Annotated in this window: 23 protein-coding genes and 1 pseudogene; 21 read left to right on the forward strand and 3 right to left on the reverse strand. The window is 68.0% G+C overall.

Going from position 1 to position 25,178, the window contains the following annotated elements:
* The 9 genes and pseudogenes from NGJ44_RS21440 to flhF all read left to right on the forward strand — a co-directional run.
* Positions 1-254: pseudogene (locus tag NGJ44_RS21440) on the forward strand (methyl-accepting chemotaxis protein); the annotation flags it as partial.
* Positions 255-262: 8 nt separating this feature from the next.
* Complete coding sequence (locus NGJ44_RS21445) at positions 263-1,117, forward strand: CheR family methyltransferase (protein WP_053245671.1); 855 nt, start codon at positions 263-265, stop codon at positions 1,115-1,117.
* Positions 1,118-1,133: 16 nt separating this feature from the next.
* Positions 1,134-2,192: a protein-glutamate methylesterase/protein-glutamine glutaminase gene (locus NGJ44_RS21450; RefSeq protein WP_053245672.1), complete on the forward strand. Its 1,059-nt coding sequence runs from the start codon at positions 1,134-1,136 to the stop codon at positions 2,190-2,192.
* 45 nt (positions 2,193-2,237) lie between these two features.
* Positions 2,238-2,627, forward strand: a complete 390-nt coding sequence (cheY, locus tag NGJ44_RS21455) for a chemotaxis response regulator CheY (RefSeq protein WP_053245673.1) — start codon at positions 2,238-2,240, stop codon at positions 2,625-2,627.
* Positions 2,628-2,635: 8 nt separating this feature from the next.
* Complete coding sequence (cheZ, locus tag NGJ44_RS21460) at positions 2,636-3,268, forward strand: protein phosphatase CheZ (RefSeq protein ID WP_053245674.1); 633 nt, start codon at positions 2,636-2,638, stop codon at positions 3,266-3,268.
* Positions 3,269-3,521: 253 nt separating this feature from the next.
* Complete coding sequence (locus NGJ44_RS21465; RefSeq protein WP_251865722.1) at positions 3,522-5,036, forward strand: methyl-accepting chemotaxis protein; 1,515 nt, start codon at positions 3,522-3,524, stop codon at positions 5,034-5,036.
* 143 nt (positions 5,037-5,179) lie between these two features.
* Positions 5,180-6,334: a flagellar biosynthesis protein FlhB gene (flhB, locus tag NGJ44_RS21470; protein WP_251865700.1), complete on the forward strand. Its 1,155-nt coding sequence runs from the start codon at positions 5,180-5,182 to the stop codon at positions 6,332-6,334.
* Between the two features lie 3 nt (positions 6,335-6,337).
* On the forward strand, positions 6,338-8,452 hold the full coding sequence (flhA, locus tag NGJ44_RS21475; protein WP_251865702.1) for a flagellar biosynthesis protein FlhA: 2,115 nt from the start codon (positions 6,338-6,340) through the stop codon (positions 8,450-8,452).
* 2 nt (positions 8,453-8,454) lie between these two features.
* The gene (gene flhF, locus NGJ44_RS21480; RefSeq protein WP_251865705.1) at positions 8,455-11,169 is read left to right on the forward strand and encodes a flagellar biosynthesis GTPase FlhF; all 2,715 of its coding nucleotides are present in this window, start codon (positions 8,455-8,457) and stop codon (positions 11,167-11,169) included.
* 116 nt (positions 11,170-11,285) lie between these two features.
* Here flhF and NGJ44_RS21485 read toward each other — a convergent pair whose 3' ends face one another.
* The 3 genes from NGJ44_RS21485 to flgA all read right to left on the reverse strand — a co-directional run bounded on the left by NGJ44_RS21485 (position 11,286) and on the right by flgA (position 12,969).
* On the reverse strand, positions 11,286-11,768 hold the full coding sequence (locus NGJ44_RS21485) for a flagella synthesis protein FlgN (protein ID WP_251865706.1): 483 nt from the start codon (positions 11,766-11,768) through the stop codon (positions 11,286-11,288).
* A 49-nt stretch (positions 11,769-11,817) separates the two neighbouring features.
* Complete coding sequence (gene flgM / locus NGJ44_RS21490) at positions 11,818-12,117, reverse strand: flagellar biosynthesis anti-sigma factor FlgM (RefSeq protein WP_251865708.1); 300 nt, start codon at positions 12,115-12,117, stop codon at positions 11,818-11,820.
* Positions 12,118-12,246: 129 nt separating this feature from the next.
* A complete protein-coding gene (gene flgA / locus NGJ44_RS21495) occupies positions 12,247-12,969 on the reverse strand; it encodes a flagellar basal body P-ring formation chaperone FlgA (RefSeq protein ID WP_251865710.1) in 723 nt (240 codons plus the stop codon).
* Positions 12,970-13,141: 172 nt separating this feature from the next.
* Between flgA and flgB the strand changes: the two genes are divergently transcribed.
* From flgB to NGJ44_RS21555, 12 genes are all read left to right on the forward strand, one after another.
* On the forward strand, positions 13,142-13,549 hold the full coding sequence (gene flgB / locus NGJ44_RS21500) for a flagellar basal body rod protein FlgB (protein WP_251865712.1): 408 nt from the start codon (positions 13,142-13,144) through the stop codon (positions 13,547-13,549).
* A 22-nt stretch (positions 13,550-13,571) separates the two neighbouring features.
* Positions 13,572-13,991, forward strand: a complete 420-nt coding sequence (gene flgC / locus NGJ44_RS21505; RefSeq protein WP_053244011.1) for a flagellar basal body rod protein FlgC — start codon at positions 13,572-13,574, stop codon at positions 13,989-13,991.
* Positions 13,992-14,026: 35 nt separating this feature from the next.
* On the forward strand, positions 14,027-14,722 hold the full coding sequence (locus NGJ44_RS21510) for a flagellar hook capping FlgD N-terminal domain-containing protein (protein WP_251865714.1): 696 nt from the start codon (positions 14,027-14,029) through the stop codon (positions 14,720-14,722).
* Positions 14,723-14,792: 70 nt separating this feature from the next.
* Entirely contained in the window at positions 14,793-16,262 is a 1,470-nt protein-coding gene (locus NGJ44_RS21515) for a flagellar hook-basal body complex protein (RefSeq protein WP_251865716.1), read from the forward strand.
* 30 nt (positions 16,263-16,292) lie between these two features.
* Entirely contained in the window at positions 16,293-17,057 is a 765-nt protein-coding gene (locus NGJ44_RS21520) for a flagellar basal body rod protein FlgF (RefSeq protein ID WP_053244014.1), read from the forward strand.
* 52 nt (positions 17,058-17,109) lie between these two features.
* Positions 17,110-17,895 (forward strand): flagellar basal-body rod protein FlgG, encoded by a 786-nt coding sequence (gene flgG, locus NGJ44_RS21525; protein WP_053244015.1) that lies wholly within the window; start codon positions 17,110-17,112, stop codon positions 17,893-17,895.
* On the forward strand, positions 17,895-18,584 hold the full coding sequence (locus NGJ44_RS21530) for a flagellar basal body L-ring protein FlgH (protein ID WP_053244016.1): 690 nt from the start codon (positions 17,895-17,897) through the stop codon (positions 18,582-18,584). Before flgG ends, NGJ44_RS21530 begins: the two co-directional genes overlap by 1 nt.
* Positions 18,585-18,586: 2 nt before the next feature.
* Complete coding sequence (locus NGJ44_RS21535) at positions 18,587-19,723, forward strand: flagellar basal body P-ring protein FlgI (protein ID WP_286012420.1); 1,137 nt, start codon at positions 18,587-18,589, stop codon at positions 19,721-19,723.
* A complete protein-coding gene (gene flgJ, locus NGJ44_RS21540; protein WP_053244018.1) occupies positions 19,723-20,706 on the forward strand; it encodes a flagellar assembly peptidoglycan hydrolase FlgJ in 984 nt (327 codons plus the stop codon). The genes NGJ44_RS21535 and flgJ overlap by 1 nt, the downstream gene beginning before the upstream one ends.
* A gap of 73 nt (positions 20,707-20,779) precedes the next feature.
* Positions 20,780-22,450: a flagellar hook-associated protein FlgK gene (gene flgK / locus NGJ44_RS21545; protein WP_053244019.1), complete on the forward strand. Its 1,671-nt coding sequence runs from the start codon at positions 20,780-20,782 to the stop codon at positions 22,448-22,450.
* A 46-nt stretch (positions 22,451-22,496) separates the two neighbouring features.
* Entirely contained in the window at positions 22,497-23,765 is a 1,269-nt protein-coding gene (gene flgL, locus NGJ44_RS21550; protein WP_251865718.1) for a flagellar hook-associated protein FlgL, read from the forward strand.
* Positions 23,766-23,899: 134 nt separating this feature from the next.
* On the forward strand, positions 23,900-25,178 hold a 1,279-nt coding region (locus tag NGJ44_RS21555), incomplete at its 3' end, for a methyl-accepting chemotaxis protein (RefSeq protein WP_251865720.1).

Consider the following 25,178-nt stretch of genomic DNA (forward strand, 5'->3'; position numbering starts at 1 on the left):
ACCAGGTGAACCGGGCGGTGTCGCAGATGGACGAGGTGACGCAGCAGAACGCGGCGCTGGTGGAGGAGGCGGCGGCTGCGGCCGGTTCGCTGCAGGAGCAGGCGCAGCGGCTGGCCGAGGCGGTGTCAGTGTTCAAGATCAACGCGGGCGAGGTCATCGAGGTGCCCGCCCAACGCCTGGCGGCCAGGCCGCAGGCCGCTGATGAAGACCATACGCGCTTGCGGGCCTCCGACTCGCTCGCGCTGGAACACTGAGGGCAGACGTGGCGACGGCAGCGGGTTTCGCGCCGCCTTCCGGGGCGGAGCGCCAGTTCGATTTCCGGGATGCGGACTTCTCCCGCGTGCGCAAGATGATTCATGCGCGCGCGGGAATATCGCTGGGCGAGCACAAGCGCGAAATGGTCTATAGCCGCCTGGCGCGCCGCCTGCGCGCGCTGGGCCGGCAGGACTTCGCCAGCTATCTCGATCACCTGGAGCGCGAGCCCGAAGCCGCCGAATGGGAAGACTTTGTCAATGCGCTCACGACCAACCTGACGGCATTCTTCCGCGAGGCGCATCACTTTCCCATCCTGGCCGAGTTCGCGCAGCGCCGCGGCGGGCCGGTTTCGGTCTGGTGCTGCGCGGCGTCCACAGGAGAGGAGCCGTATTCCATCGCCATCACGCTGACGGAGGCCCTGGGCTCGCGCGCCGGCGCCAGCAGCGTGCTGGCCACCGATATCGATACCAATGTGCTGAATCGCGCCCGCGCAGGGGTGTATCCGGCCGAACGCGTCGCCAAGATGGAAGAGAGCCGCCTCAAGCGCTTCTTCCTCAAGGGACGCGGCGCCAACGCGGGCCAGGTGAAGGTGCGCCCGGAGCTGGCGGAAATGGTGCGCTTCGAAACTCTCAATCTGCTGGCGCCTTCATGGCCCATCCACGAGAAGTTCGACGCCATTTTCTGCCGCAACGTCATGATTTATTTCGACAAACCTACCCAGGCGAAGATCCTGGAGCGGTTTGTCCCGCTGCTCAAGCCGGGCGGCCTGCTGTTTGCCGGCCATTCCGAGAACTTCACGTACATCAGTCGTGATTTCCGCTTGCGCGGCCAGACCGTGTACGAGTGCACCAGCCAGGCCTGAGAAGTTCGAGGACAAGATGCAGAAGATCAAGGTTCTTTGTGTGGACGATTCCGCGCTGGTGCGCGGCCTGATGACGGAGATCATCAACAGCCAGCCGGACATGGAAGTGGTGGCCACGGCGCCCGATCCGCTGGTGGCTCGCGAGCTCATCAAGCGGCACAACCCCGACGTGCTGACGCTGGACGTGGAAATGCCCCGCATGGACGGGCTCGATTTCCTCGAGAAGCTGATGCGCCTGCGGCCCATGCCCGTGGTCATGGTGTCGTCGCTGACCGAGCGCGGCGGCGAAATCACGCTGCGCGCGCTGGAGCTGGGCGCCATCGATTTCGTCACCAAGCCCAAGCTCGGCATCCGCGACGGGCTGCTGGAGTACACCGAGATCATCGCCGACAAGATCCGCGCCGCGTCGCGGGCGAGGCTGCGCTCGCCCGCGCCCCATGGCGCGCCGGCCGCGCCGCCGCCGATGCTGCGCCGGCCGCTGGCCAGCTCGGAAAAACTGGTGATCGTGGGCGCTTCGACGGGCGGCACCGAAGCCATCCGGGAGGTGCTGATGCCGATGCCTCCGGACAGCCCGGCCATCCTGATCACGCAGCACATGCCCGCGGGCTTCACGCGCTCGTTCGCGCAGCGGCTCGACGCCCTGTGCGCGGTGACGGTGCGCGAGGCCGTGCATGGCGAGCGGGTGCTGCCGGGCCACGTCTATCTGGCTCCCGGCGGCGACACGCACATGCGGCTGGGCCGCAGCGGGGCCAACTACATCGTCGAGCTGGACGCCAGCGAGCCGGTCAACCGGCACCGCCCGTCGGTCGATGTGCTGTTCAACTCGGCGGCGGCCGCGGCGGGCAAGAACGCCATCGGCGTGATTCTCACCGGCATGGGCAAGGACGGCGCCGCGGGCATGCTGGCCATGCGGCGTGCCGGCGCGCACACCATGGCCCAGGACGAGGCGAGCTGCGTGGTGTTCGGCATGCCGCGCGAAGCCATCGCCATCGGCGCGGCCGAGGAGGTGGTGCCGCTGTCGGCGATGAGTGAGCGCATTCTGACGCGTCTGGGCGACCGCGGCCACCGCGTCTGATGCGGGCAGGGCGGGCGTCCGGAAACATTTCTTTTGGAGTAGAGCATGGTAGACAAGGGCATAAAGATTCTCGTGGTGGATGACTTCCCCACGATGCGGCGGATCATCCGCAACCTGCTGAAAGAGCTGGGCTTCGAGAACGTGGACGAAGCCGAAGACGGCGCCATCGGGCTGGAAAAGCTGCGCAACGGCGGCTTCCAGTTCGTCGTCTCGGACTGGAACATGCCCAACATGGACGGGCTGGAGATGCTCAAGCAGATCCGCGCCGACGCCGCGCTGGCGTCGCTGCCGGTGCTCATGGTGACGGCGGAAGCCAAGAAGGAGAACATCGTTGCCGCCGCCCAGGCCGGTGCCAACGGCTATGTGGTCAAGCCTTTCACGGCGGCGACGCTGGAAGAGAAGCTCACCAAGATCTTTGAGAAAATTGCCGGCTGAGGTGCGCCATGAGCACAACGGAAAACGTCGTCCCGGCGGAATCGCCTGACCTCATCCACCGCATCGCCTCGCTCACCCGCATGCTGCGCGACAGCATGCGGGAGCTGGGACTGGACCAGGCGATCAAGGACGCCGCGGACGCCATTCCCGACGCACGCGACCGGCTGCGCTACGTGGCGCAGATGACGGAACAGGCCGCCAACCGCGTGCTGAACGCCACCGAGGCCGCCGGCCCGATCCAGGACAACCTCTCGCGCACGGCGCAGGAGCTCGACGGCCGCTGGCAGCAGTGGTTCGACCAGCCGCTGGAGCTGCCGGAAGCGCGCGAACTGGTCCAGGACACGCGCAGCTTCCTGCAGGACGTGCCGCGCCAGACGCAGCAAACGCAGTCCAAGCTGATGGAAATCATCATGGCGCAGGACTTCCAGGACCTCACCGGCCAGGTCATCATGCGCATGATGGACGTGGTGGGCGCGATCGAGCGCGAGCTGCTGCAGGTGCTGCTCGACAACGTGCCGCAGGAACGCCGCGACGACGCGAACAGCCTGCTGAACGGTCCCCAGGTCAATCCGCAAGGCAAGGCCGATGTGGTAACCAGCCAGGACCAGGTCGACGATCTGCTCGCCAGCCTGGGCTTCTGACCGCCTGCCCAGGAGACGCGCCGCCGGACATGCCCGCCGGCGGCGCGCCTTTTTGCGCGATCAATGCCTGAAATTAATGCTTGATTTCCCTAAGGGCGCGTTCTTGCGCGCCTGGATAGACTCTGCTCCATAAAAAAGAAAAAGATCGGGGCCTTGCGGCAGGCAGGTTCCGGCGCGGACCGTCGATTGCACTGCGGCCGCGGCCGGCAAGAGGAGGTGGATCGTGAGCAGAACCTTTGTCCGGTTCGGGGGCATGTGGGCCTTATTGCGCCGGCTCAACCGGGGCGAGGCCACGCTGGCGGCGCGCGCGCTGTCGTTCAGCCCTTCGGCATGGCCGCTATACCGCTTCCTGGCGCAGGTCCGCGAGCGCATCATCACCATCCGGCAATCCGGCATCGAGATCGCGCTGAACGCGGCCCGCACGCAATTCCAGGCCCAGCGCTGCGCCGCGCTGGCCCAGGAACAAGCGCAGGCGGCACAGGCGCTGGCCGCCAGCGGCCAGCAGATCGCGGACCTGTCGGCCTCGACCTCTTCCCACGCCCGCGACATCGCCGCCCTGTCGGGCAGCAACCTGGGCGCGGCCGAACATGCGCTGGCCGAGCTTTCCGACGTGAAAGCGCGCGTGGACCGCATGAACCGCGAAATGACTGCGTTTGCCGAAGTGGTGGCCCAGCTCACCGAGCGCGCCCGTTCCGTGGGCGACATCAGCAAGCTCATCCGCGACGTCGCCCTGCAGACGCAGCTGCTGGCGCTGAACGCGGGCGTGGAGGCCGCCAGGGCCGGGGACGCCGGCCGCGGGTTCGCGGTGGTGGCCAGCGAGGTCGGCAAGCTCGCCGAGCGCGTCAACAGCGCCACCGGCGACATCGGCCAGCACACCGGACAGATGCTGACGCTGGTGGAATCGACGCGCGCGCAGACCGCCACGCTGCGCGAAGACGTGGAGGCGTCCGGCACGGTGCTGGATGGCACGCTGGCCGACTTCGGGCGTTTCGTGCAGGACTTCGGCGCCATGAACCGGCAGGTCGAGGCCGTGGTGCAGGCCATCGGCGAAGTCGACCGGACCAACCGGGCGATGAGCGGCGAGGTCGGGCGGATCGCCGCGCTGAGCGGGGATGTGCGCGAGCGCGTGGCCAGCATGTCGGGCCAGATCGAGCGCATACGCCGCCAGACCGAGAGCATGCAGGAGGTGCTGGCCGGCATGCGCACGGGCGGCACGCCGTTCGACCGGCTTTCGGACACGCTGGAGTCATTCCGGGACGCCGCCCAGGCCCTGCTCGAGCGCGCCCGGCGCGCGGGCCGCGACGTGTTCGACCGCCAGTACCGGCGTATTTCCGGCGGCGAGCCGGCCCGCTACCATACCGCCTACGACCGGCACATCGACGCGGAGCTTACCCGCCTGCTCGACGCGGTGCTCGACGCCGTGCCGGCGGGCGCCTATGCGCTGCTGGTCGATGCGCGCGGCTATGCGCCCGCGCACAACAGCCGCTATTCCCACGAGCCCACCGGCGATCCGCAGCACGACCTGGCGCGCTGCCGGCACAAGCGGATCTTCGACGACCCGGTCGGCGCGCGGCTGGCCGCCAACGACGGCCCCATGCTGTTCCAGACCTATCCGCGCGACACGGGGGAAATCGTCAACGATATTTCCCTGCCGGTATTTCTGGGGACGGAACATTGGGGCGCGGTGAGGATCGGACTGGATTACGCCCGCTACGCCAGCGAGGCGGCCGCCGGGCGCGCGCCGGCGCCGGCCTGGGCGGCGGGCTGAAAGCCGGAACGAAGGGGCGCGCGGGGGAATAGCGCCGCTTTCCCCCCGTTTCTTGGCTGATCGGTTCGCCGGCCGGCCTCCTAGAATCTCGGCGGACGCTTCGCCAATCCCGCAATCCGCGAAGCGCACTCGATCCGCAGAGCATGGCCGACGAAAGCGACCTCGAAAAAACCGAAGCCGCCTCTCCACGGCGCCTGGAAAAGGCGCGCGAGGAGGGGCAGATCGCGCGTTCGCGGGAGCTGGGCACCTTCATGATGCTGGCCGCCGGCGTAGGCGCGCTCTGGGCGGGCGGGGCCGCCATCTACCGCGGCCTGAGCGGCGTGTTGCGCAATGGCCTGGCCTTCGACCAGCGCGTCACCATGGACCCCGGCGTCATGGTGGAGCAGGCGGCCGAGGGCTTCTGGCATGGGCTGTTCGCCGTGCTGCCGGTATTCGGCCTGCTGGCGGTGGTGGCCGTGCTGTCCAGCGTGCTGCTGGGCGGCATCGTGATTTCGGGCAAGCCGCTGCAGCCGAATTTCTCCAAGCTCAGTCCGCTGGCGGGCATCAAGCGCATGTTTTCCGCGCAGACCCTGGTGGAGCTGGTGAAGGCGCTGGCCAAGGCCCTGCTGGTGGGCGGCGTGGCCGTCTGGGTCCTGTGGCGCTATCACGACGACATGCTGGGCCTGATGCACGTGGCGCCCTCGGCCGCGCTGATCCGGGCGCTGGACCTGGTGGCCCTGTGCTGCGCCTGCATCGTGGCGTCGCTGCTGGTGATCGTGGGGCTGGACGTGCCCTGGCAGATCTGGAGCCACCTCAAGAAGCTGCGCATGTCCAAGGAAGACGTGCGCCAGGAGCACAAGGAAAGCGAGGGCGATCCGCACGTCAAGGCGCGCATCCGCCAGCAGCAGCGGCAGATGGCGCGCCGCCGCATGATGGCCGAAGTGCCCAATGCCGACGTGGTGGTCACCAACCCCACGCACTACGCCGTGGCCCTGCGCTACGACGAAAGCAGGAACGGCGCGCCGCGCGTGCTGGCCAAGGGAACGGGGCTGATCGCCGCCAAGATCCGCGAGCTGGCCACCCAGCATCGCGTTCCCACCCTGGAAGCGCCGCCGCTGGCGCGCGCGTTGCATGAACATGTCGAGCTCGGCCAGGAAATCCCTGTCGAGCTCTATACCGCCGTGGCCGAAGTGCTGGCGTGGGTGTTCCAGTTGCGCTCCTGGCGTTCGGGCTGGGGCGCGGAACCCGTCGCGCCGAGCAACCTGGCCGTGCCGGCCGAACTCGACCCGCAGGCCAAGGCCGCGGCGCAAGGAGCTTGAGGAATGAGCGCACTGCTCTCCATGTTGAAGACGAACGGGGCCGCGCACGCGCGGCTGCTGGCCGGGCCCATCCTGATCGTGATGGTGCTGGGCATGATGGTGCTGCCGCTGCCCACCTTCCTGCTGGACCTGCTGTTCACGTTCAACATCGCCCTGTCGGTCATGATCCTGCTGGTGGCGATGTTCACGCGCAAGCCGCTGGACTTCGCGGCCTTTCCTTCGGTGCTGCTGTTCGCCACGCTGCTGCGGCTGTCGCTGAACGTGGCGTCCACCCGGGTGGTGATGCTCAACGGCCATACCGGGCCGGACGCGGCGGGCAAGGTCATCGAGGCCTTCGGCCACTTCCTGGTGGGGGGCAACTTCGCGGTCGGCATCATCCTCTTCGTGATCCTGACCATCATCAACTTCATCGTCATCACCAAGGGCGCGGGCCGCATCGCGGAAGTCGGCGCGCGCTTCACGCTGGACGCCATGCCCGGCAAGCAGATGGCCATCGACGCCGACCTGAACGCCGGGCTCATCGGTGAGGAAGAGGCGCGCAAGCGCCGCGCCGAAGTGGCGCAGGAATCGGACTTCTTCGGCTCCATGGACGGCGCGAGCAAGTTCGTCCGGGGAGACGCCATCGCCGGCCTGCTCATCATGGCGATCAACATCTTCGGCGGGCTGATCGTGGGCGTGGCGCAGCACGACCTGTCGATGGGCGAGGCCGCGCGCGTCTATACGCTGCTGACCATCGGCGACGGCCTGGTGGCCCAGATCCCGGCGCTGGTTATCTCGACCGCGGCGGGCGTGGTCGTGTCCCGCGTGGCCACGGACCAGGATATCGGCCAGCAGATGATCAGCCAGCTGTTCTCGAATCCGAGCGTGATGTTCCTGACGGCGGCCATCATTGGCATCATGGGCCTGATTCCCAACATGCCGCATATCGCTTTCCTGACGCTGGCGGCCGCGCTGGCCGGCGGCGGCTGGATGCTGCACAAGCGCAGGCTGGAGGCCGAGGCCAAGGCCCAGGAGGTGCCGCCCCAGGCCATTACCCAGGCCCAGGCGGCCGCGCAGGAAGCCAGTTGGGACGACGTGTCGATGGTGGACCAGCTCGGGCTGGAGGTGGGCTACCGCCTGATCCCGCTGGTGGACCATGCCCAGAACGGCGAGCTGCTGCACCGCATCCGCAGCCTGCGCAAGAAGTTCGCGCAGGATGTGGGCTTTCTGCCGCCGGTCGTGCACATTCGCGACAATCTCGAACTCAAGCCCAACGACTACCGCATCCTGCTGTCCGGCGTGGAAGTGGGCCGCGGCGTGGCCATGCCGGGCCAGTGGCTGGCCATCGACCCGGGCGGCGTGTCGGTCCAGATCAAGGGCACGCCCACCACCGATCCGGCCTTCGGCCTGCCCGCGCTGTGGATCGACGCCAGCCTGCGCGACCAGGCCCAGGTGGCGGGCTACACGGTGGTGGACGCCGGCACGGTGGTGGCGACGCACCTCAACCATCTGATGCACCGCCACGGCTCCAGCCTGCTGGGCCGCCAGGAAGTGCAGCAGCTGCTGGAGCGCATCGGCCGCGAGGCGCCCAAGCTGGTCGAAGACCTGGTGCCCAAGACGCTCTCGCTCACGGTGCTGCAGAAGGTGCTTCAGGGGCTGCTTGCCGAGGAAGTGCCCATCCGCGACATGCGCACCATCATCGATACGCTGTCCGAGCACGGGCCGCGGCTGGCGGCGCAGGCGGCCGCCGCCGGCGGGCAGCCCGACGTGCAGGAACTCATCGCGCTCACGCGCCGCTCGCTGGGCCGGGCCATCACGCAGCAATGGTTCCCCGGCGAGGGCGAATTGCGTGTCATCGGCCTGGACGTGAAACTCGAGCGCGTGCTCTCGCAGGCCATGACCACCAGCGGCGGGCTCGAGCCCGGCCTGGCGGATACCCTGCTGCGCGAGACGCAGGCCGCCCTGGCGCGCCAGGAATCGCAGGGCAATGCGCCGGTGCTGCTTGTGTCGCCGGTGCTGCGCGCGCCGCTGTCGAGGTTCCTGCGGCATCACCTGCCGCAGCTCGGCGTGCTGTCGAACACGGAAATTCCGGATGAGCGCATGGTCCGCGTGACCGCGCTCATCGGCGGAGGTAACTGAGCATGAAGATAAGCAGGTTTGTGGGCGCCAATAGCCGCGAGGTCATGCGCCTGGTGCGCCAGGCCCTGGGGCCGGATGCCCTGATCGTTTCCAACCGCAGCGTCGAAGGCGGCGTGGAGGTGCTGGCGACGGCCGACGGCGCATTCGACGAGCCGGCCGCGGACATGGCCCAAGGCCAGGGACAGGCCCAGGGGCATGCGCACGGCCAGGGCCACGCGGCCGTTGCGTCCACGGCGCCTGGTGCGGCGGACGGGTGGGGGTATGGCGGCCGCCATCCGGCGCCGGTTCCGCCGGCTCCCGCCATGGCGGCTCAGCCGCCCGTGCCGGCGGCGCGCATGGCCGGCCCCTCCGCGCCCGCCGCCCGGATGCCCGAACCGCCCGCGTTCCCGTCCCCGGCCCGTCCTATTGCGGCGTACCAGTCGGTGCTGGATACGCCCCTGGCCGATCGCCAGGAGGCCGCCGCCCAGCCGGCGCCCGCCGCGCCCGCTGCGTCCGTCGCGCCTTCCGTTTCCGCCGTTCCGCCCGCTGCCGGCATGGCGCGCACGCCGGACGCCCCGTTGCGGCACGGCGCCTCGCTGCCCGCCCCGGCGGCGTTGCCGCCCGAGGCGGCCGCCGGCCTGCAGGACGCCATCAGCGCATTGCGCGGCGCCCTGGAAAGCCGCATGGACGGCCTGCTCTGGGGCGGCCGCCAGGGGCCGGGACGCGAGCCTTCCGGCGTGGCGCTGTTCCGCAGCCTGCTGGACGCGGGTTTCAGCACGAAGCTGGTGCGCGCGCTGGTCGAACGGCTGCCCGAAGGCATGAGCGCCGAGGCCGCGCTCGCATGGGCGCGCAACGAGCTGGTCACGCACCTGCCCGTATTGAGGTCCGAAGACGAGTTCCTGGGCGGCGGCGTGTACGCCCTGGTGGGCCCCACCGGCGTGGGCAAGACCACCACGCTCGCCAAGCTCGCCGCGCGTTGCGTGGCCCGGGAAGGGCGGGAGCAGGTGGCCATGCTGACCACCGACAATTTTCGTATCGGCGCGCTGGAGCAGTTGCAAATCTACGGCCGGCTGATGGGCATTCCCGCGCATTCCGTGCGCGACGCCGGCGAGCTGCGCCGCCTGCTCGCCGAGCTGGGCAGCCGCAAGATCGTTCTCATCGACACCACGGGCATCAGCCAGCGCGACCGGCAGGTCGCCGAGCAGGCGGCCCTGCTGTGCAACGGCGGCAAGCCGGTGCGCCGGCTGCTGGTGCTCAACGCCGCGAGCCAGGGCGACACCCTCGACGAGGTGGCGCATGCCTATCGCAACGGCGTGGGCGAGGACGTGGCCGGCTGCATCATTACCAAGCTCGACGAGGCGACGCGCCTGGGCGCGGCGCTGGACACGGCCATCCGCCACCGCCTGCCCATTCATTACGCGAGCGTGGGCCAGAAGGTGCCGGAGCACCTGGAACTGGCCCGGGCGGACATCCTGGTCGACCGCGCGTTCGCCATGATGCAGCGGGCGCGGGCGCTTTATTCTCCCAGCGAGGCCGACATGGCTTCGCTATGGTCTTCCGCGCGCGATAGCGCGCCCGCGCCCGATCCCGCCCGCCGGCGCCAGTTGCTGGCTTCGGCCATCCTGCGCCCGCAGGGCGGCCAGTCCGCCATCTCCGCAGCCCAGGGACTGGACGAGACGCTGCACTGGCTGGAAACCGACACGGCTTGCGTGCAGGCGCGCGACGCGTGGCGGCGCTATACCGGCGACGGCGCCGGCCTGGCGGAGCTTGGCGGAAGCATTGTCGAAATGGTGCGGCGGGAGTTCCCCGCGGCCTGCAACCGCCATCTGCTGGCGGTGCACGGCAAGGCTTCCATGAAAGGCGAAGGGCTGCCCGGCGGCGCCTGGGCGGGAGCCTTCCTGGCCAGCGACCGGGGCGTGGTGCTGGCCGCGCCCGCGCAGCAATTGGCCCTGCCGCACGGCACCTTGTCTTCTTTCGATCCGGCCACGGCCGGGCCGGCCGATTCCGCGCAGGCGCTGCAGGCGCGCGTCGCCTGGCTGGGCGCGGAGCTGCAGCGGATTCCGCTGGTGCATGCGCTCGACGGCGGCAACGCCGCGCTGTGGCAGTCGCTGAGCGAAGGCGGCGTGTCCTGGCTGGCGCGCTGCACGGGCGGCATGCGCGTGGTGCAGGACGAATGCCCGACCACGCTGAATGCGGTGGGCAAGAGCGTGGGCTACCTGCCCGCCGGGCAGCCCGGCGACATGCCGGGGCTGGCCGCGGGAGTCAATGGCCGGCGGGCCGCGCTGGCCCTCTGGGCTTCCGGCACCGAGATCACGCTGGCGGGCCGCGGCGAGCAGCCCACGTTCCGGCTGGTGTGCGCGCGCCTCATCGATACCGAGAGCGGCGAGGTGGCGGGCCAGTTGTTCGGTCTGACCAATCTGCCGGCGTCCCAGGCCGACGCCGCCACGGTAGCGCGCTGGCTGGTGCTGCAGGACGAGATCAAGGCGGGCATGCGCTATATGCCGCACGCCTGGAAAGCCCTGCCGGCGGTGGACGGCGCTCACGCGCTGGCCAGGCAGTCGCTCATGGCGGGCCAGCTGGCCTCGGCCTGCTGGCAACTGGGGCATACGGCCCCGGCGGCCGTCGCGCGCCGCACGCTGGCCGGCGTGGTCGGCGCGGACGAACGCCTGGCGGCGCGCCAACTGCCCGTGGCCCTGCTCAAGATGTACGCCATGCTGGAAATGGCCGACGGCGCCTGACAAGAGCGCGGGCCGCCCCGGCGGACGCAGGAAACGGGAAGAAAGGCGCAGGGAGAGGGCGGTTTGCGCGGGGAATCGCCGCCTTGGATCGCGGCCGCAAGCCGCGCGGCGGAACCCTATCCGGCGATGATGGATTTGCGCGCCGGGGTGTAGCGCGGACCGCGGCCCAGCGCGTCATAGGTGGCGGTGCCGCCCACGCCGCCGATCTGGCGCAGCGCTTCGAGCGACTGCTGCGTGTAGCGCAGGTGCACGTCGATCAGGGCGCCGTTGCGCAGATTGATTTCGTTGGCGGAGCCGGACTTGGCCAGCAGCGCCTGCCAGATTTCGGCGAGCTCGGGATGGCGCGCCACGGCCTGTTCGGTGCCTGCGTGGCCGGGGGGCAGGCCGGCGTCGGCCAGCAGCCGGTCGCGCTGCTGGCTCAGTTCCACCAGCTTGAGCGCGACCTCGTTCTTGCGCTCGGTGACTTTGCTCAGCGCGTCCACGTCGCCGGGGCCGACGAGCACCTCGGTTTCCTGTTCCAGGATGACGGCAAATTCGGCGACCAGGGCATCTTCCTGCCTGAGACAGGTTTGCAGCGATTCGACGGTGGTGTTGCTCATGCCGGGCGAGAAAAAGAGGTGGGGAGAATGGTCGGTTGGCGGCAGCGGCCTATTTCAGCAGATCGCGGGCGCTGGCGATGAGGCCGTCGGCGATGCGGCTGGTGTCGATCTTGAGCTGGCCCGAGGCGATGGCCTCGCGGATGGCGGCGACGCGCTCGACGTTGATGTCGTTGGCGCCGTCCTGCAGGGCCAGCAGCTTGCGGGACGCGGAGCTCAGCGCGACTTGGGAACTGCCTGACCCGGTGGAGCCGGCGCCGCCGGCGCCATAGGCCTGGGCTAGCGCGGATTCGGCGCGCGGGCTGATGGCTTCGGCCGTGAGCGGCCGGTTGGTGGTGGCATTGATTTTCAAGGGATATCTCCGCAGGGCGTCGAGGATCGGGCTGTCACGCGATCCGCCTACTTATGTCTCGGTAACGACAAGGGCGGGGTGAACTTTAGGGCTTGCGGGCCCCCGAAGCGGTGCGATATGTAACATAGCCTAAAGTTGTATTTCCACCAGTCCGGCATTCTTGACGATGCCGCTGACCACCTGGCCGCCCGCCGTGCGCACCTGGACGGTGGCGCCCGGCGCGGCGTTGTCCAGCGCCTCGCCCTCGCTGCTCACCACGAAGCCCTTGCCGCGCGCGTCGATGCGCACGGTGGCGCCGCGCACGACGGCCTGGGCGCTGCGCAGGGAAGCGGCCTTGATCGGCTGGCCCGCGCTGATGCGGTAGGCGGCCGACATGCCGAGCACCGCCCGCGGATCGGTGATGGCGCCCGGGGGCAGGGCGACCAGGTCGCCGTCGCGCGGCGCCAGGTCGGACGGCGTCAGCGCCTGGCCGGCCGCAATCGTGCGCGAGGCCACGTAGTACTGTCCGGGAACGCTGACCGTGGCCTGCACATAGGTGGTCCAGGGCCTGGGGGCGATGCAGCGCACGCCGACCGTCATGCGGGCGCGCGGGCGCATGCCGGAAGGCAGGAAGGGGGACAGATCGGTGCAGGCCGACAGATGGTCGGTGCGGGGCGGGTCGATGGCCACCGTGGGCTGTCCGCGCAGCGCGGACAGCTGCTCGATCAGGTACGACCGGGCGGCGGCGGCGACGGCTTCGGGCGCCTGGACGGCGGCATCCTGGGCGTGCGCGGCCCGGGGAAGCGGCAGCGCGGCAACCAGCAGGGCGCAGGCCGCCAGCGGGCGGAAGCGGCACGGTGCGGGAATCTTCATGGTGAATGAATTGTAGAAGCCCGCCGGCTCCGGCAATACGGGAATTGGATGCGAAATAACGGGTTATTTGGCTGATTGTGCGGCGCGGCCGGCCCCTATGATGCCGTCATCCGAACAAGTCCATGGCGCGTCCGCGCCGAGACATCCGTATTGCAACGCACAGGGCTATCCGATGCTAGACAGGCTCAACGAGGATTTCCGCTTCTTCCAGCAGTCGCTGGCGCTGCGCGCGCAGCGCCAGGAAGTGCTGTCTTCCAATATCGCCAACGCCGACACGCCCAACTACAAGGCCCGCGACTTCGATTTCCGCACGGCCATGCAGAACGCCATGGACGCAGGCATGCGGCTGCCCGACACCCAGCTCACGCTGACCTCGGCCCGGCACATCCCGGCCAAGGCGGCCTCGCCGGGCCCGACCGAGCTGCTCTACCGGCTGCCCTACCAGCCCAGCCTGGACGGCAACACGGTGGACATGGACGTGGAGCGGGTGCAGTTCGCGGACAACACGCTGCACTACCAGAGCACCATGCAAGTCCTGTCGGGCCGCATCCGCACCATGATGGCGGCCATCCAGGAATGACATTCAAAGGGAGCGTCAGGCAATGTCCTTGTTGAGCATTTTCAGTATCGCGGGCTCGGCCCTGAGTGCGCAGTCGCAGCGCATGAACGTGGCGGCCAGCAACATGGCCAACGCCGACAGCGTGGTGGGCCCCGACGGCCAGCCCTACCGGGCGCGGCAGGTCGTGTTCCAGGTCGACCCCGCGGGCGGGCAGGCGGCTGGGCAGGAGATCGGCGGCGTGCGGGTGGCCGGCGTGATCCAGGATTCCTCGCCGCTCAAGCGCGTCTATGACCCCAAGCACCCGATGGCCGACGCCGAGGGCTACGTGAACATGCCCAATGTCGACCCGGTGGCCGAAACCGTCAACATGATCGCGGCTTCCCGTTCCTACCAGGCCAACGTGGAGGTGCTCAACACCGCCAAGAGCCTGATGCAGAAGACGCTGACCATCGGCCAGTCCTGATCACCCCGGCACGCCCCAGACGACAAGGCGATTCCATGACGACTATCGACCAAACCACCAGCTCCACGGCCATGGGCCTGGCCCAAACGGGAGCGAACTCGGCGAGCTCCGCCCAGAGCCTGCAGGACCAGTTCCTGACGCTGCTGGTCACGCAGATGCAGAACCAGGATCCCCTCAATCCCATGCAGAACGCGGAGCTGACTTCGCAGCTCGCGCAGATTTCCACGGTGGAAGGGATCACCAATCTCAAGAACACCATGCTGGCCATCAGCGGCCAGATCGACGTGTCGCAGTCCATGAACGCCGTGGCCATGATCGGCAAGGGCGTGCTGATTCCGGGCTCCACCGTGAAGCTGGGCGTGGATGCCGAGAACCAGGCCGAGCGCGTGGCCACCCCCTATGGCCTGGACTTGCAGAAAGACGCCGCCAAGGTGCAGATCCGCATCTCCGATTCCACCGGCGCCGTGGTGCGCACCATCGAGCTGACCGACCAGAAGACCGGGGTGTACAGCTTCGAATGGGATGGCAAGAACGACGCCGGCGTGGCGCTGGAGCCGGGCGCCTATACGGTTTCCGCGCTCGCCACCGACGCGGACGGCGCCAAGGTTTCTTCGGAAGTGCTGAGCTACGGCCTGGTCAAGAGCGTTTCCTATTCGACCGAAGGGCTGCGGCTGGACCTGGGCCTGGAAGGGCAGACCAGCATGCTGGATGTGCGCAAGGTGATCGGCTGAAACCGGCCGAGTTGACTAGCGGCCGGCGCTCGGGCGGCGGCCTGTTCCCTACAGATTAGCGAGAGTAAACATGGGTTTCGGACAAGGATTGAGCGGCCTGAATGCCGCGGCGCAGAACCTGGACGTCATCGGCAACAACATCGCCAACTCCGGCACGGTCGGGTTCAAGTCGTCCACGGCATCGTTTGCCGACGTCTACGCCAGCTCGCGCGTGGGCCTGGGCGTGAAAGTGGCGGCCATCAACCAGCGCTTCACGGTGGGCGCGGTGACGGGCAACGGCGGCGAGTACGACATCGCCATCGACGGCGCCAAGGGCCTGTTCCGGGTCACGGACCAGAGCGGCGCGGTCATGTATACCCGCAACGGCCAGTTCCTGGTCGACAAGACCAACTACATCGTCAACGCCCAGGGCTATCGCCTGACCGGCTATCCCGCCGGCGCGGTGGGCGCCAACCCCGTCGAGCTGCAATTGCCCACGGCCAACGTACAGCCCAAGGCCACCAGCACGGGCACCACGGTGGCCAACCTGGACGCCAACGCGAAGGTGATCTATCCGGTGGACACGGTCGTCCAGCCCGCCGTGCCCGGTTCGGTCACGCTGAGCGGCACCCCCTATACGTTCACCAAGGACGCCACGGGCAACCTGGTCTGGGCTCCCGGCAATCCGCCGGCCGGTGTCTACGGCACGGCGCCCAACACGGTCGAGCTCGACGGCACGGGCCAGGTAATCGCCGGCGCGCTGGCCAACATCCCCGGCTTCGTCGACTACACGGCCGCCGTGACCGAGCTCGGCAAGCCCTTCGATCCCTCGCAATCGGACACCTACACCAACGCCTCGCCCATGACGGTGTACGACTCCCTGGGCAACTCGCACCAGGTGATGCAGTACTTCGTCAAGCGCCCGGCCGACGCCGCCGGCAACAGCGTCTACGACGTCTATTACACGATGGACGGCGAAGCCATGGCGCCCACGACCGAGGCGGGCGGCGTCTGGACCAGCGGCACGCAGTTCACCTTCAACAAGGCGGGCGCGCTGACCAGCGCGCCGGTGGTGAACCTGTCGTTCGCCCAGCCGGGCGGCACCACCACGCCCGCCGATCCGCTGAACATCGCCATGAACTACGCCGGCACCACGCAATACGGCAGCGACTACAAGCTGGTGGCCAAGCCCGACGGCTATACCTCGGGCGAGTTCAGCGGCGTGAACATCGCGGCCGACGGCAGCATCGTTGCCAACTACACCAACGGCGAGACCCAGGTGGTCGGCACCATCGTGCTGGCGGACTTCTCCAACCTGCAGGGCCTCAAGCCGGTGGGCAACAACGCCTGGCAGGAAACCGCCGCGTCGGGCCAGCCCATCCTGGGCCAGCCGGGCACCAACGGCCTGTCCACCCTGGTCGGCCAGGCCACCGAGGCCTCCAACGTGGACATGAGCCAGGAACTGGTCAACATGATCATCGCCCAGCGCACCTACCAGGCCAACTCGCAGACCATCAAGACGCAGGACGAAATCATGCAAGTCCTGATGAACCTGAAGTAAGCGCGGCGAGACGGCAGCAGGTAACACGCTATGGATCGAATCATCTACACCGCCATGAACGGCGCGGCGCGCATCACGGAGCACCAGGCCGCGCTGTCCAACAACATGGCCAACGTGAACACGCCGGGCTTTCGCGAGCAGATCGCCATGTACCGCTCGGTGCCGGTGACCGACGGCGTGAGCTTGCCCACGCGGGTGTCCACGGTAACGTCCACGCCGCGCAACAACTTCGAAATGGGCACCATGCAGACCACGGGCCGGGAGCTGGACGTGGCGCTGGCCGGCTCGGAGGGCTGGATCGCCGTGCAGACGCCGCAGGGCGAGGCGTTCACCCGGGCCGGCAGCCTGCAGGTGGGCGTGAACGGCGTGCTGCAGACCTCGCTGGGCCAGCCCGTGCTGTCGGAACAGAACGGGCTGATCGACGTGCCCGACCAGGCCGCGCTCACCATCTCCTCGGACGGCACCATCACCGCCATCGGCGCGGGCGATGCGCCGAACAACATCCTGAACCTGGGCCGCATCAAGCTGGCCAGCCCGCCCGAAGACCAGCTCGTGCACGGCGACGACGGTGTGTTCCGGCTGGCGGGCCAGAACGGCCAGCCGGCGCCGCCCGTGCCGGCGAATCCGGCGCTGCGCCTGCTGTCCGGCGTGCTGGAAGGCAGCAACGCCAATCCCATGGCGGCCATGGTGGGCATGATCGAGAATGCCCGCCGTTTCGAGCAGCAGATGCAGGTGATCCAGCAGGCGGACCGCAATGCCGAGCGCGCCAACGGCATCCTGTCCGTGAGCGCCTGACCGACCAATTTTTCAGCGCGCGGCCCGTCCGCCGCCTCAGGAGTAAGACATCATGATGCGTTCGTTGTGGATCGCCAAGACCGGCCTCGAAGGTCAGCAGACGTCGATGGACGTCATTTCGAACAACCTCGCCAACGTGGCCACCAACGGCTTCAAGCGCGGCCGGGCGGTGTTCCAGGACCTCATGTACCAGACCCTGCGCCAGCCGGGCGCGCAGGTGGGCGATGCGCAGCAGCTGCCTTCGGGCCTGCAGCTCGGCACGGGCGCGCGCGTGGCCTCCACCGAGCGCATCCACACCACCGGCAACCTCAACAACACCGGGGGCGAGCTGGACATCGCCATCAACGGGCGCGGTTTCCTGCAGGTCGAGCTGCCCGACGGTACCCAGGCCTACACGCGCGACGGCGCGCTGCAGCGCGATCAGAACGGCCAGCTCACCACGGCCAGCGGCTACGTGATCCAGCCGCCCATGAACATCCCCGACAACGCGCTGACGATCTCCATCAGCAAGGACGGCATCGTGTCGGTGACGCAGCCGGGCGCCGCGGGCGTCAACGTGCAGGTCGGCCAGCTGCAGATCGCCACCTTCATCAACCCGGCGGGCCTGCAGAGCGTGGGCGAGAACCTGTATCTCGAAACCGACGCCTCGGGCCCGGCGAACCTGCTGCAGCCTGGCGTGGACGGCGCGGGCTCCATCATGCAGAACTACGTGGAGACGTCCAACGTCAACGTGGCCGAGGAGCTGGTGAACATGATCACCACGCAGCGCGCCTACGAAATGAACAGCAAGGCCGTGAAGACCTCGGACGAGATGCTCGCCCGCCTGACCCAACTGTGATGCCCATGTCCGTAATGCGCCTGGTATCGAGTGCGGCCCTGGCCCTGGCGGTGGCGGGCTGCGCCATGATTCCGCCCGAGCCCATCGTGACCGGGCCGACCACGGCCGTGCCGCCGCCGCCGCCCGCGCCGGCGGCGCAGCCCACGGGTTCGATCTACCAGCCCACCGCCTACGGCAACTACCCGCTCTTCGAAGACCGCCGGCCGCGCAACGTGGGCGACATCGTCACCATCGTCCTCAACGAAAAGACGAACGCCTCCAAGAACGTCGCCACCAACACCAACCGCACGTCGTCCACCTCGCTGGGCATCGCCGCCGCGCCGTCCTTCATGAACAGCTGGGCGAACGCCAACCTCAACACCGAGGCCACCGGCGGCAACGTGGCGCAGGGCAAGGGCGACAGCACGGCCAACAACGCCTTTACCGGCACCATCACCACCACGGTGGTGGGCGTCATGCCCAACGGCAACCTGCAGGTGGCCGGAGAGAAGCAGATCGCGATCAACCGCGGCAGCGAGTACGTGCGCTTTTCCGGCGTCGTCGATCCGCGCTCCATCACCGGGACGAACACCGTCTCGTCCACGCAGGTGGCCGACGCCCGCATCGAATACCGCAGCAAGGGCGTGATGGACGAGGTCCAGACCATGGGCTGGCTCCAGCGCTTCTTCCTGATCGCTTCGCCGTTCTGACGATGAAACACGATTCTCCGATTTCCGCCCTGGTTTCCGCGCTGACGCGCGCCTGCCTGGCCGCCGTCCTGCTGGCCGGCATGGGCGCCGCCCATGCCGAGCGCATCAAAGACCTGGCGTCCATCCAGGGTGTGCGGGGCAACCAGCTCATCGGCTACGGCCTGGTGGTGGGGCTGGACGGCAGCGGCGACCAGGTGCGGCAGACGCCGTTCACGCAGCAGAGCCTGACCAATATGCTCTCGCAGCTCGGCATCACGGTGCCGGCGGGCAGCAACATGCAGCTCAAGAACGTGGCGGCCGTCATGGTGACGGCCACGTTGCCGGCCTTTGCGCGGCCCGGCCAGACCCTGGACGTGGTCGTCTCGTCCATGGGCAACGCCAAGAGCCTGCGCGGCGGCACGCTGCTCATGACGCCGCTCAAGGGAGCGGACAGCCAGGTTTACGCGATCGCGCAGGGCAACATTCTCGTCGGCGGCGCGGGCGCGTCGGCTGGCGGCTCCAGCGTGCAGATCAACCAGCTCAACGGCGGCCGCATCAACGGCGGCGCCATCGTGGAGCGCGCCGTTCCCACCACGGTGGCGCGCGACGGTTACATCATGCTGGAAATGAACAGTACCGATTTCGGCACGGCGCAGAACGTGGCGTCGGCCCTCAACCGCAAGTTCGGGGCCGGCACGGCGGTGGCGCTCGACGGCCGCGCGGTGCAGGTCCGCACTCCGCTGGAGCAGGGTTCCATGGCCCGCTTCCTGTCGCAGGTCGAAGACCTGCAGGTGGCGCGCGCGCCCTCGGCGGCCAAGGTCATCATCAACGCCCGCACCGGCTCCGTGGTCATGAACCGCACCGTGATGATCGAGGAGGCGGCGGTGGCGCACGGCAACCTGTCCGTCATCATCAACCGCCAGAACCAGGTTTCCCAGCCCGACACGCCGTTCACCGAGGGCCAGACCGTGGTGGTGCCCAATACGCAGATCGAGGTGCGGCAAGAAAACGGCTCGCTGCAGCGCCTGAACACCAGCGCCAACCTGGCCGACGTGGTCAAGGCCCTCAATGCCCTGGGCGCCACGCCGCAGGATCTGCTGGCCATCCTGCAGGCCATGAAGAGCGCGGGAGCATTGCGCGCCGAACTGGAAATCATCTGATGGCGATCAGCGGAAACGGCGACGCGGCGCGAGGCTCGGGCGGCCAGGATTCGGTCTTCGACCTGGGCCGCCTCTCGAACCTGCGGCGCGAAGTCACGAAAGACCCCTCGGGCACCGAGCAGCAGAAGCAGGTGGCCAAGCAGTTCGAGGCCCTGTTCCTGCAGATGATGCTCAAGCGCATGCGGGAAGCCACGCCGCGCGAGGGCCTGTTCGACTCGGACCAGAGCCGCATGCTGCAGTCCATGGCCGACGAGCAGCTGGCCTTGCATCTTGCCACGCCGGGCATCGGGCTGTCGCAGTCCATCCTGGCCCAGATGCGGCAGGGCAAGCCCGGCGAACTGTCGGCCGACACCCTGAAGGGCGTCGGCCAGGGATCCGACCTGGATTTCGCCACGGGCGGGTCGCGCGAGGTGTCGGCGCTCCTGAACGTCATGCGCTACAACCGCGCCAGCGACCGCGCCATCGCCGCCGCCGAGGGAGCGCCTGACCATGTCGTCAGCTTCGTGTCGCGCATGGCGCGGGCGGCGAATCTCGCCTCGCAGCAAAGCGGCGTGCCCGCCCGCCTCATCCTGGGCCAGGCGGCGCTCGAATCGGGCTGGGGCCAGCGCGAGATCCGTCATCCCGACGGCAGCACCAGCTACAACCTCTTCGGCATCAAGGCCGGCGCGAGCTGGAAGGGCAAGGTGGTGAACGTGCTCACCACCGAGTACGAGAATGGCGTTTCAAAAAAAGTGACGCAACCTTTCCGGGCCTATTCGTCGTACGAGGAATCCTTCGCCGACTACGCCCGCCTGCTGGGCAGCAGCCCACGCTACGAGGCGGTGGCCCAGGCGCGCAACGAGATCGAGGCGGCGCGCCGCATCCAGGACGCGGGCTACGCCACCGACCCGCAATATGCGCAGAAACTGATAGGCATCATGAGCCAGTTCCGGGGCGGGCCCGCGGCGTCGGGGTTTTCCTCGGGAATTCCGGAAGGACTCTAAATTTGAATGACCGCAGGCCGTTAACCGGGTATTCCGAACACAGATTTGCGGTTACAGACGGGGCATTGTCAGCATGAACATGTACAACTTGGCGTTGGGCGGGCTCAACGCGGCTCAGGCGGGTATCGCCACCACCGGCCACAACATCAACAATGCCACCACGACCGGATACAACCGCCAGAAGGTCATGGTGTCCACCGCCGGCGCCCAGGCCACCTCCAACGGGTATATCGGCCGCGGCGTGCAGGTCGATACGGTCGTGCGCAGCTACGACAGTTTCCTCTACCGACAGCTCGTCGGCGCCCAGGGCAGCAGCGCGCAATTGCAGACGCAGCTCGACCAGGTTTCGCAGATCAACAACCTGTTTGCCGACCGCACCGTGGGCGTGTCCCCCGCGCTGTCCAACTTCTTCACCAGTATGAACACCGTGGCCAGCAAGCCCGCGGATCCGGCGGCGCGCCAGGACCTGCTGGGCAAGGCCAACAGCCTGGCCACCCAGATCCGCTCGGCCTACCAGGAAATGCAGAACCAGCGCCTGGGCCTGAATACGCAGATCTCCACGGTGGTGGATCAGGTCAACAGCTACCTGACCCGCATCAACGACCTCAACCAGCAAATCACCATTGCCACGGGCAAGGCCAACGGCGCGCCGCCCAACGACCTGCTCGACCAGCGCGACCAGGCCGTGTCCGAGCTGAACCAGCTCGTCGGCGTGACGACCTACGAGCAGGGCGACAAGATCAACATCACGCTGGCGGGCGGCCAGGCCCTGCTGAGCGGCGACACCATCTATCCGCTGCAGGCCGTGTCCTCTTCCAAGGACGTGGGGCGCACCGTGCTGGCCTACACGCTGCCCGCCGGCGCGGGCAAGACCACCACGGTGGAGCTGACCGACGCCGAAGTCACCGGCGGCACGCTGGGCGGCCTGTTGCAGTTCCGCGCCTCGTCGCTCGACGTGATGCAGAGCCAGCTCGGCCAGCTCGCCGTGGGGCTGGCGCTGTCGTTCAACGAGCAGCACGCGCAAGGCGTGGACCTGGACGGCAACCCCGGCGAAGACTTTTTCGGGCTGTCTTCGCCGCAAGCGGTGCCCAACACCCAGAACAAGAGCAACGCGCAGATCTCGGGCGAGTTCACCAACGTCGCCAACATCAACGCCAACGAATACTCCATCAGCTTCGACGGCACCAACTACCAGGTGCTGCGCCTGCCCGCGGGCACGCAGGTCTACAACGGCCCGGCCACGGGCGCGCCGCCCAATGCCGTGCTCGACCTCGAAGCCGAGATGGGCGTGAAACTGACCATCAGCGCGCCGCCGGCGGCGGGCGACAAATGGTCCATCGCCCCGACCCGCGATGCCGCGCGCGACCTGACCGTGCTGATCTCCGACCCGAACAAGATCGCGGCGGCGGACGCGGCGGGCGGCGACGCCAATGGCAACAACGCCCTCAAGCTGGCCCAGCTCCAGACCGCCAAGGTGCTGGGCAAGGGCAGCATGAACCTGACCGAAATGTACTCCCAGCTGGTCAACACCGTGGGCGTGCAGACGGCGCAGATCAAGTCGGCCGCCACGGCCCAGCAGAACCTCGTCGCCCAGAAGCTCGCCGCCCAGCAGGCGGTTTCGGGCGTGAACCTGAACGAAGAGTACGTCAACCTGTCGCAGTACCAGGAGCAGTATCAGGCGGCCGCCCGCATCGTCGACGTGGCCAGCACGATGTTCGATACCCTGCTGGGCCTGCGCGGCTGATCGGCCCTGGATTGACGGAACATAGAGAACGAATCGGAGCGAAACGATGCGCCTGAGCACCAGCATGATGTACGCGAATGGCCTGAAGGGCATTCTTTCTCAGGAATCGGACATGAACCGCCTGGTCGAGCAGATCGGCACGGGCAAGAAGTTCCTGAGCCCCGCCGACGATCCGCTGTCGGCCTCCCTCAGCATCAACGTGGCGCAGACGCAGAGCATGAACTCCACGTACGCCATGAACCGCGGTACGGCCAGCACCAACCTCAGCCAGGAAAACAATGTCCTGGAATCCATCACGACCGCGTTGCAGGACATCCGCACGCGCATCGTGCAGGCGGGCAACGGCACGTTCTCCGACAGCGACCGGCAGGCCCTGTCCACCGCGCTGAAGAGCGCGCGCGAAGCGCTGCTGGGCCTGGCCAACAGCACCGACGGCAACGGCCAGTACCTGTTCTCGGGCTACCAGGGAAACACCATTCCCTACGCGGTGAATCCGGCCAACGGCAAGATCGAATACAACGGCGACACGGGCCAGCGCGTGGTGCAGGTGGATCAGAGCCGCCAGATGTCCACCAGCGACATCGGTTCCGACATCTTTAACCGCGCCAACCCGGGCTCGACCGGGTACGTGGCGAGCGCGGCGGCGTCCAACCAGGGAACGGCCCAGTTCGGCACCGTATCGGTCACGCCGGGCAGCGCCAACATCGGCAAGAATTTCAGCGTCGAGTTCGAGGCCGATCCGGTGTCGGGCGCGATCGGCTACCGCATCACCACCAGCGATCCGGACGCCGATCCGCCCGTCGCGCCGGTCACGGTTCCCTCGCCGCCCGATCCGGCCACCGGTTATCAGGCGGGCGAGGCCATCGACTTCGGCGGCGTGTCCGTCACGATCACCGGCGCGCCCAAGGCGGGCGACCGCATCGACGTGGAGAGCTTCCAGCAGAGCGGCACCGACGTGGATCTCTTCAGCACGCTGGACAATCTCATCGAAACGCTGGATTCGCCCATCGCGGGCGACGAGGTCGCGCTGGCCAGGCTGAACAACGTGCTGGCCACCGCCAACAAGAAGCTGTCGACCAACTACGACAACGTGTTGACCGTGGCGGCCTCCGTCGGCGCGCGCATGAACGAGCTGGAGGCGCTGGACGCCACCGGTACGCAGAAAGGCCTGTCGTACTCGAAATCGCTCTCTGATCTGGAGGATCTGGATTACTACTCTGGCGCCAGCCAGCTTGCCCTGCGGCAGGTTGCCTTGCAGGCCGCGTCCGCGGCATTCATGACCATCCAGGGGTCGAGTCTGTTCAGTCGCAAATAGGCCGTCGAAACGCGCCGCCCCGCAGGGAGCGGCGACAGCGCCTGACGGACGCTGCCGGCCCTGGCGCCGCAGCGTCCGTGCCTGTGTGCGGGCCGGGAACCGTTGTCACACGTCGCATAACGCTTGGGTCTTCCATGCTTGTCAATCTGAAAGTCCGCACCTGCATCCTGCTGGTGCTCTTGTTGTTCACCGGCGCCATGTTTGCCTCCAATGGCGTGGCGTGGTTTGGGCTGAATTCCAGCAACGCAAAGATGGAGGCGATCAACTCGGCCTATGGCGATCAGGCAGGGCGCCTGCACGAAGCCTACAGCGAATTCATGCGTGGCCGGGTGCTGCTCAACACGGCGCTCATGGAGATGCAGCAGGGCAAGACCGAGGCCGCGGCGGCCGACGGCAAGCTGGCGCAAGAAGTCATGCAGAAGGGCTACAGGGCGTTCGAGACTTTCCGCCAGGCTTCCCGGCTCGAAGGTTCCGACGCGCTGGTGCAGAAGCTGGAAGCCGCGTTCAAGCCGTTCGACGAACTGGGCCGGCGCCAGGCCGAAGCCCTGTCGCAGATGGAGATCCAGCAATTCCTGGACCTCAACGACGCGGCGCGGGACGTGAACGCCGCCTTCGCGAAAGCCAGCAACGATTTTCTCCAGTACGTGGACAACCGCACCGATGAACTGGTCCGCGAGGCCGAAGCGGCGCATCGGGTGTCGCGCGGCGTGACGCTGGCGCTGCTCGCGCTTGCCGTGGTCCTGGCGGCGGGATGCTGGCTGTTCATCAGCCGCATGGTGCTCAGGCCGCTGCGCGTGGCCGGCGATCATTTCGACAAGATTTCCGCCGGCGATTTCACGGCCCGCATCGAAGTCGGCAGCACGAATGAAATCGGCCATCTCTTCTCGGCGCTCAAGCGCATGCAGGAGAGCCTGACGCGCACGGTGGCGGCGGTGCGCCGCGGGGTGGACGAGATCACGGTGGGTTCGCGCGAGATTGCGGCGGGCAACACGGACCTGTCCAGCCGCACCGAAGAGCAGGCGGCGTCGCTGGAGCAGACGGCGGCGTCGATGGAAGAGCTGGCCTCGACGGTCAAGCAGAACGCGGACAATGCGCGGCAGGCCAACCAGCTGGCGGCCAGCGCGTCGGACGTGGCCGAGCGTGGCGGTCAGGCGGTGTCCGAGGTGGTGAGCACGATGCAGAGCATTTCGGCCAGCTCGAGCAAGATTTCGGAGATCGTGTCGGTGATCGACGGCATCGCGTTCCAGACGAACATTCTGGCGCTGAACGCGGCGGTGGAGGCGGCGCGGGCGGGCGAGCAGGGCAAGGGTTTCGCGGTGGTGGCGGGCGAGGTGCGTTCGCTGGCGCAGCGCAGCGCGCAGGCGGCCAAGGAGATCAAGGGCCTGATCGAAGACTCGGTGAACAAGGTGGGGG

Origin of the sequence: Achromobacter sp. Marseille-Q4962, from assembly GCF_943737005.1 — a bacterium.
In the GTDB taxonomy this organism is placed as follows: Bacteria; Pseudomonadota; Gammaproteobacteria; order Burkholderiales; family Burkholderiaceae_B; genus Achromobacter.

Excerpts from the sequence above, each read along its gene's own strand:
- flhB (WP_251865700.1), top strand. The coding sequence starts at position 5,180 with ATGGCCGACGAAAGCGACCTCGAAAAAACCGAAGCCGCCTCTCCACGG.
- flgK (WP_053244019.1), top strand. The coding sequence starts at position 20,780 with ATGAACATGTACAACTTGGCGTTGGGCGGGCTCAACGCGGCTCAGGCG.
- NGJ44_RS21520 (WP_053244014.1), top strand. The coding sequence starts at position 16,293 with ATGGATCGAATCATCTACACCGCCATGAACGGCGCGGCGCGCATCACG.
- flgC (WP_053244011.1), top strand. The coding sequence starts at position 13,572 with ATGTCCTTGTTGAGCATTTTCAGTATCGCGGGCTCGGCCCTGAGTGCG.
- NGJ44_RS21510 (WP_251865714.1), top strand. The coding sequence starts at position 14,027 with ATGACGACTATCGACCAAACCACCAGCTCCACGGCCATGGGCCTGGCC.
- NGJ44_RS21515 (WP_251865716.1), top strand. The coding sequence starts at position 14,793 with ATGGGTTTCGGACAAGGATTGAGCGGCCTGAATGCCGCGGCGCAGAAC.
- NGJ44_RS21485 (WP_251865706.1), bottom strand. The coding sequence starts at position 11,768 with ATGAGCAACACCACCGTCGAATCGCTGCAAACCTGTCTCAGGCAGGAA.
- flgL (WP_251865718.1), top strand. The coding sequence starts at position 22,497 with ATGCGCCTGAGCACCAGCATGATGTACGCGAATGGCCTGAAGGGCATT.
- flgJ (WP_053244018.1), top strand. The coding sequence starts at position 19,723 with ATGGCGATCAGCGGAAACGGCGACGCGGCGCGAGGCTCGGGCGGCCAG.
- flhF (WP_251865705.1), top strand. The coding sequence starts at position 8,455 with ATGAAGATAAGCAGGTTTGTGGGCGCCAATAGCCGCGAGGTCATGCGC.
- cheZ (WP_053245674.1), top strand. The coding sequence starts at position 2,636 with ATGAGCACAACGGAAAACGTCGTCCCGGCGGAATCGCCTGACCTCATC.
- cheY (WP_053245673.1), top strand. The coding sequence starts at position 2,238 with ATGGTAGACAAGGGCATAAAGATTCTCGTGGTGGATGACTTCCCCACG.
- NGJ44_RS21530 (WP_053244016.1), top strand. The coding sequence starts at position 17,895 with ATGCCCATGTCCGTAATGCGCCTGGTATCGAGTGCGGCCCTGGCCCTG.
- flgA (WP_251865710.1), bottom strand. The coding sequence starts at position 12,969 with ATGAAGATTCCCGCACCGTGCCGCTTCCGCCCGCTGGCGGCCTGCGCC.
- flgB (WP_251865712.1), top strand. The coding sequence starts at position 13,142 with ATGCTAGACAGGCTCAACGAGGATTTCCGCTTCTTCCAGCAGTCGCTG.
- flhA (WP_251865702.1), top strand. The coding sequence starts at position 6,338 with ATGAGCGCACTGCTCTCCATGTTGAAGACGAACGGGGCCGCGCACGCG.
- NGJ44_RS21535 (WP_286012420.1), top strand. The coding sequence starts at position 18,587 with ATGAAACACGATTCTCCGATTTCCGCCCTGGTTTCCGCGCTGACGCGC.
- NGJ44_RS21465 (WP_251865722.1), top strand. The coding sequence starts at position 3,522 with ATGTGGGCCTTATTGCGCCGGCTCAACCGGGGCGAGGCCACGCTGGCG.
- NGJ44_RS21450 (WP_053245672.1), top strand. The coding sequence starts at position 1,134 with ATGCAGAAGATCAAGGTTCTTTGTGTGGACGATTCCGCGCTGGTGCGC.
- flgG (WP_053244015.1), top strand. The coding sequence starts at position 17,110 with ATGATGCGTTCGTTGTGGATCGCCAAGACCGGCCTCGAAGGTCAGCAG.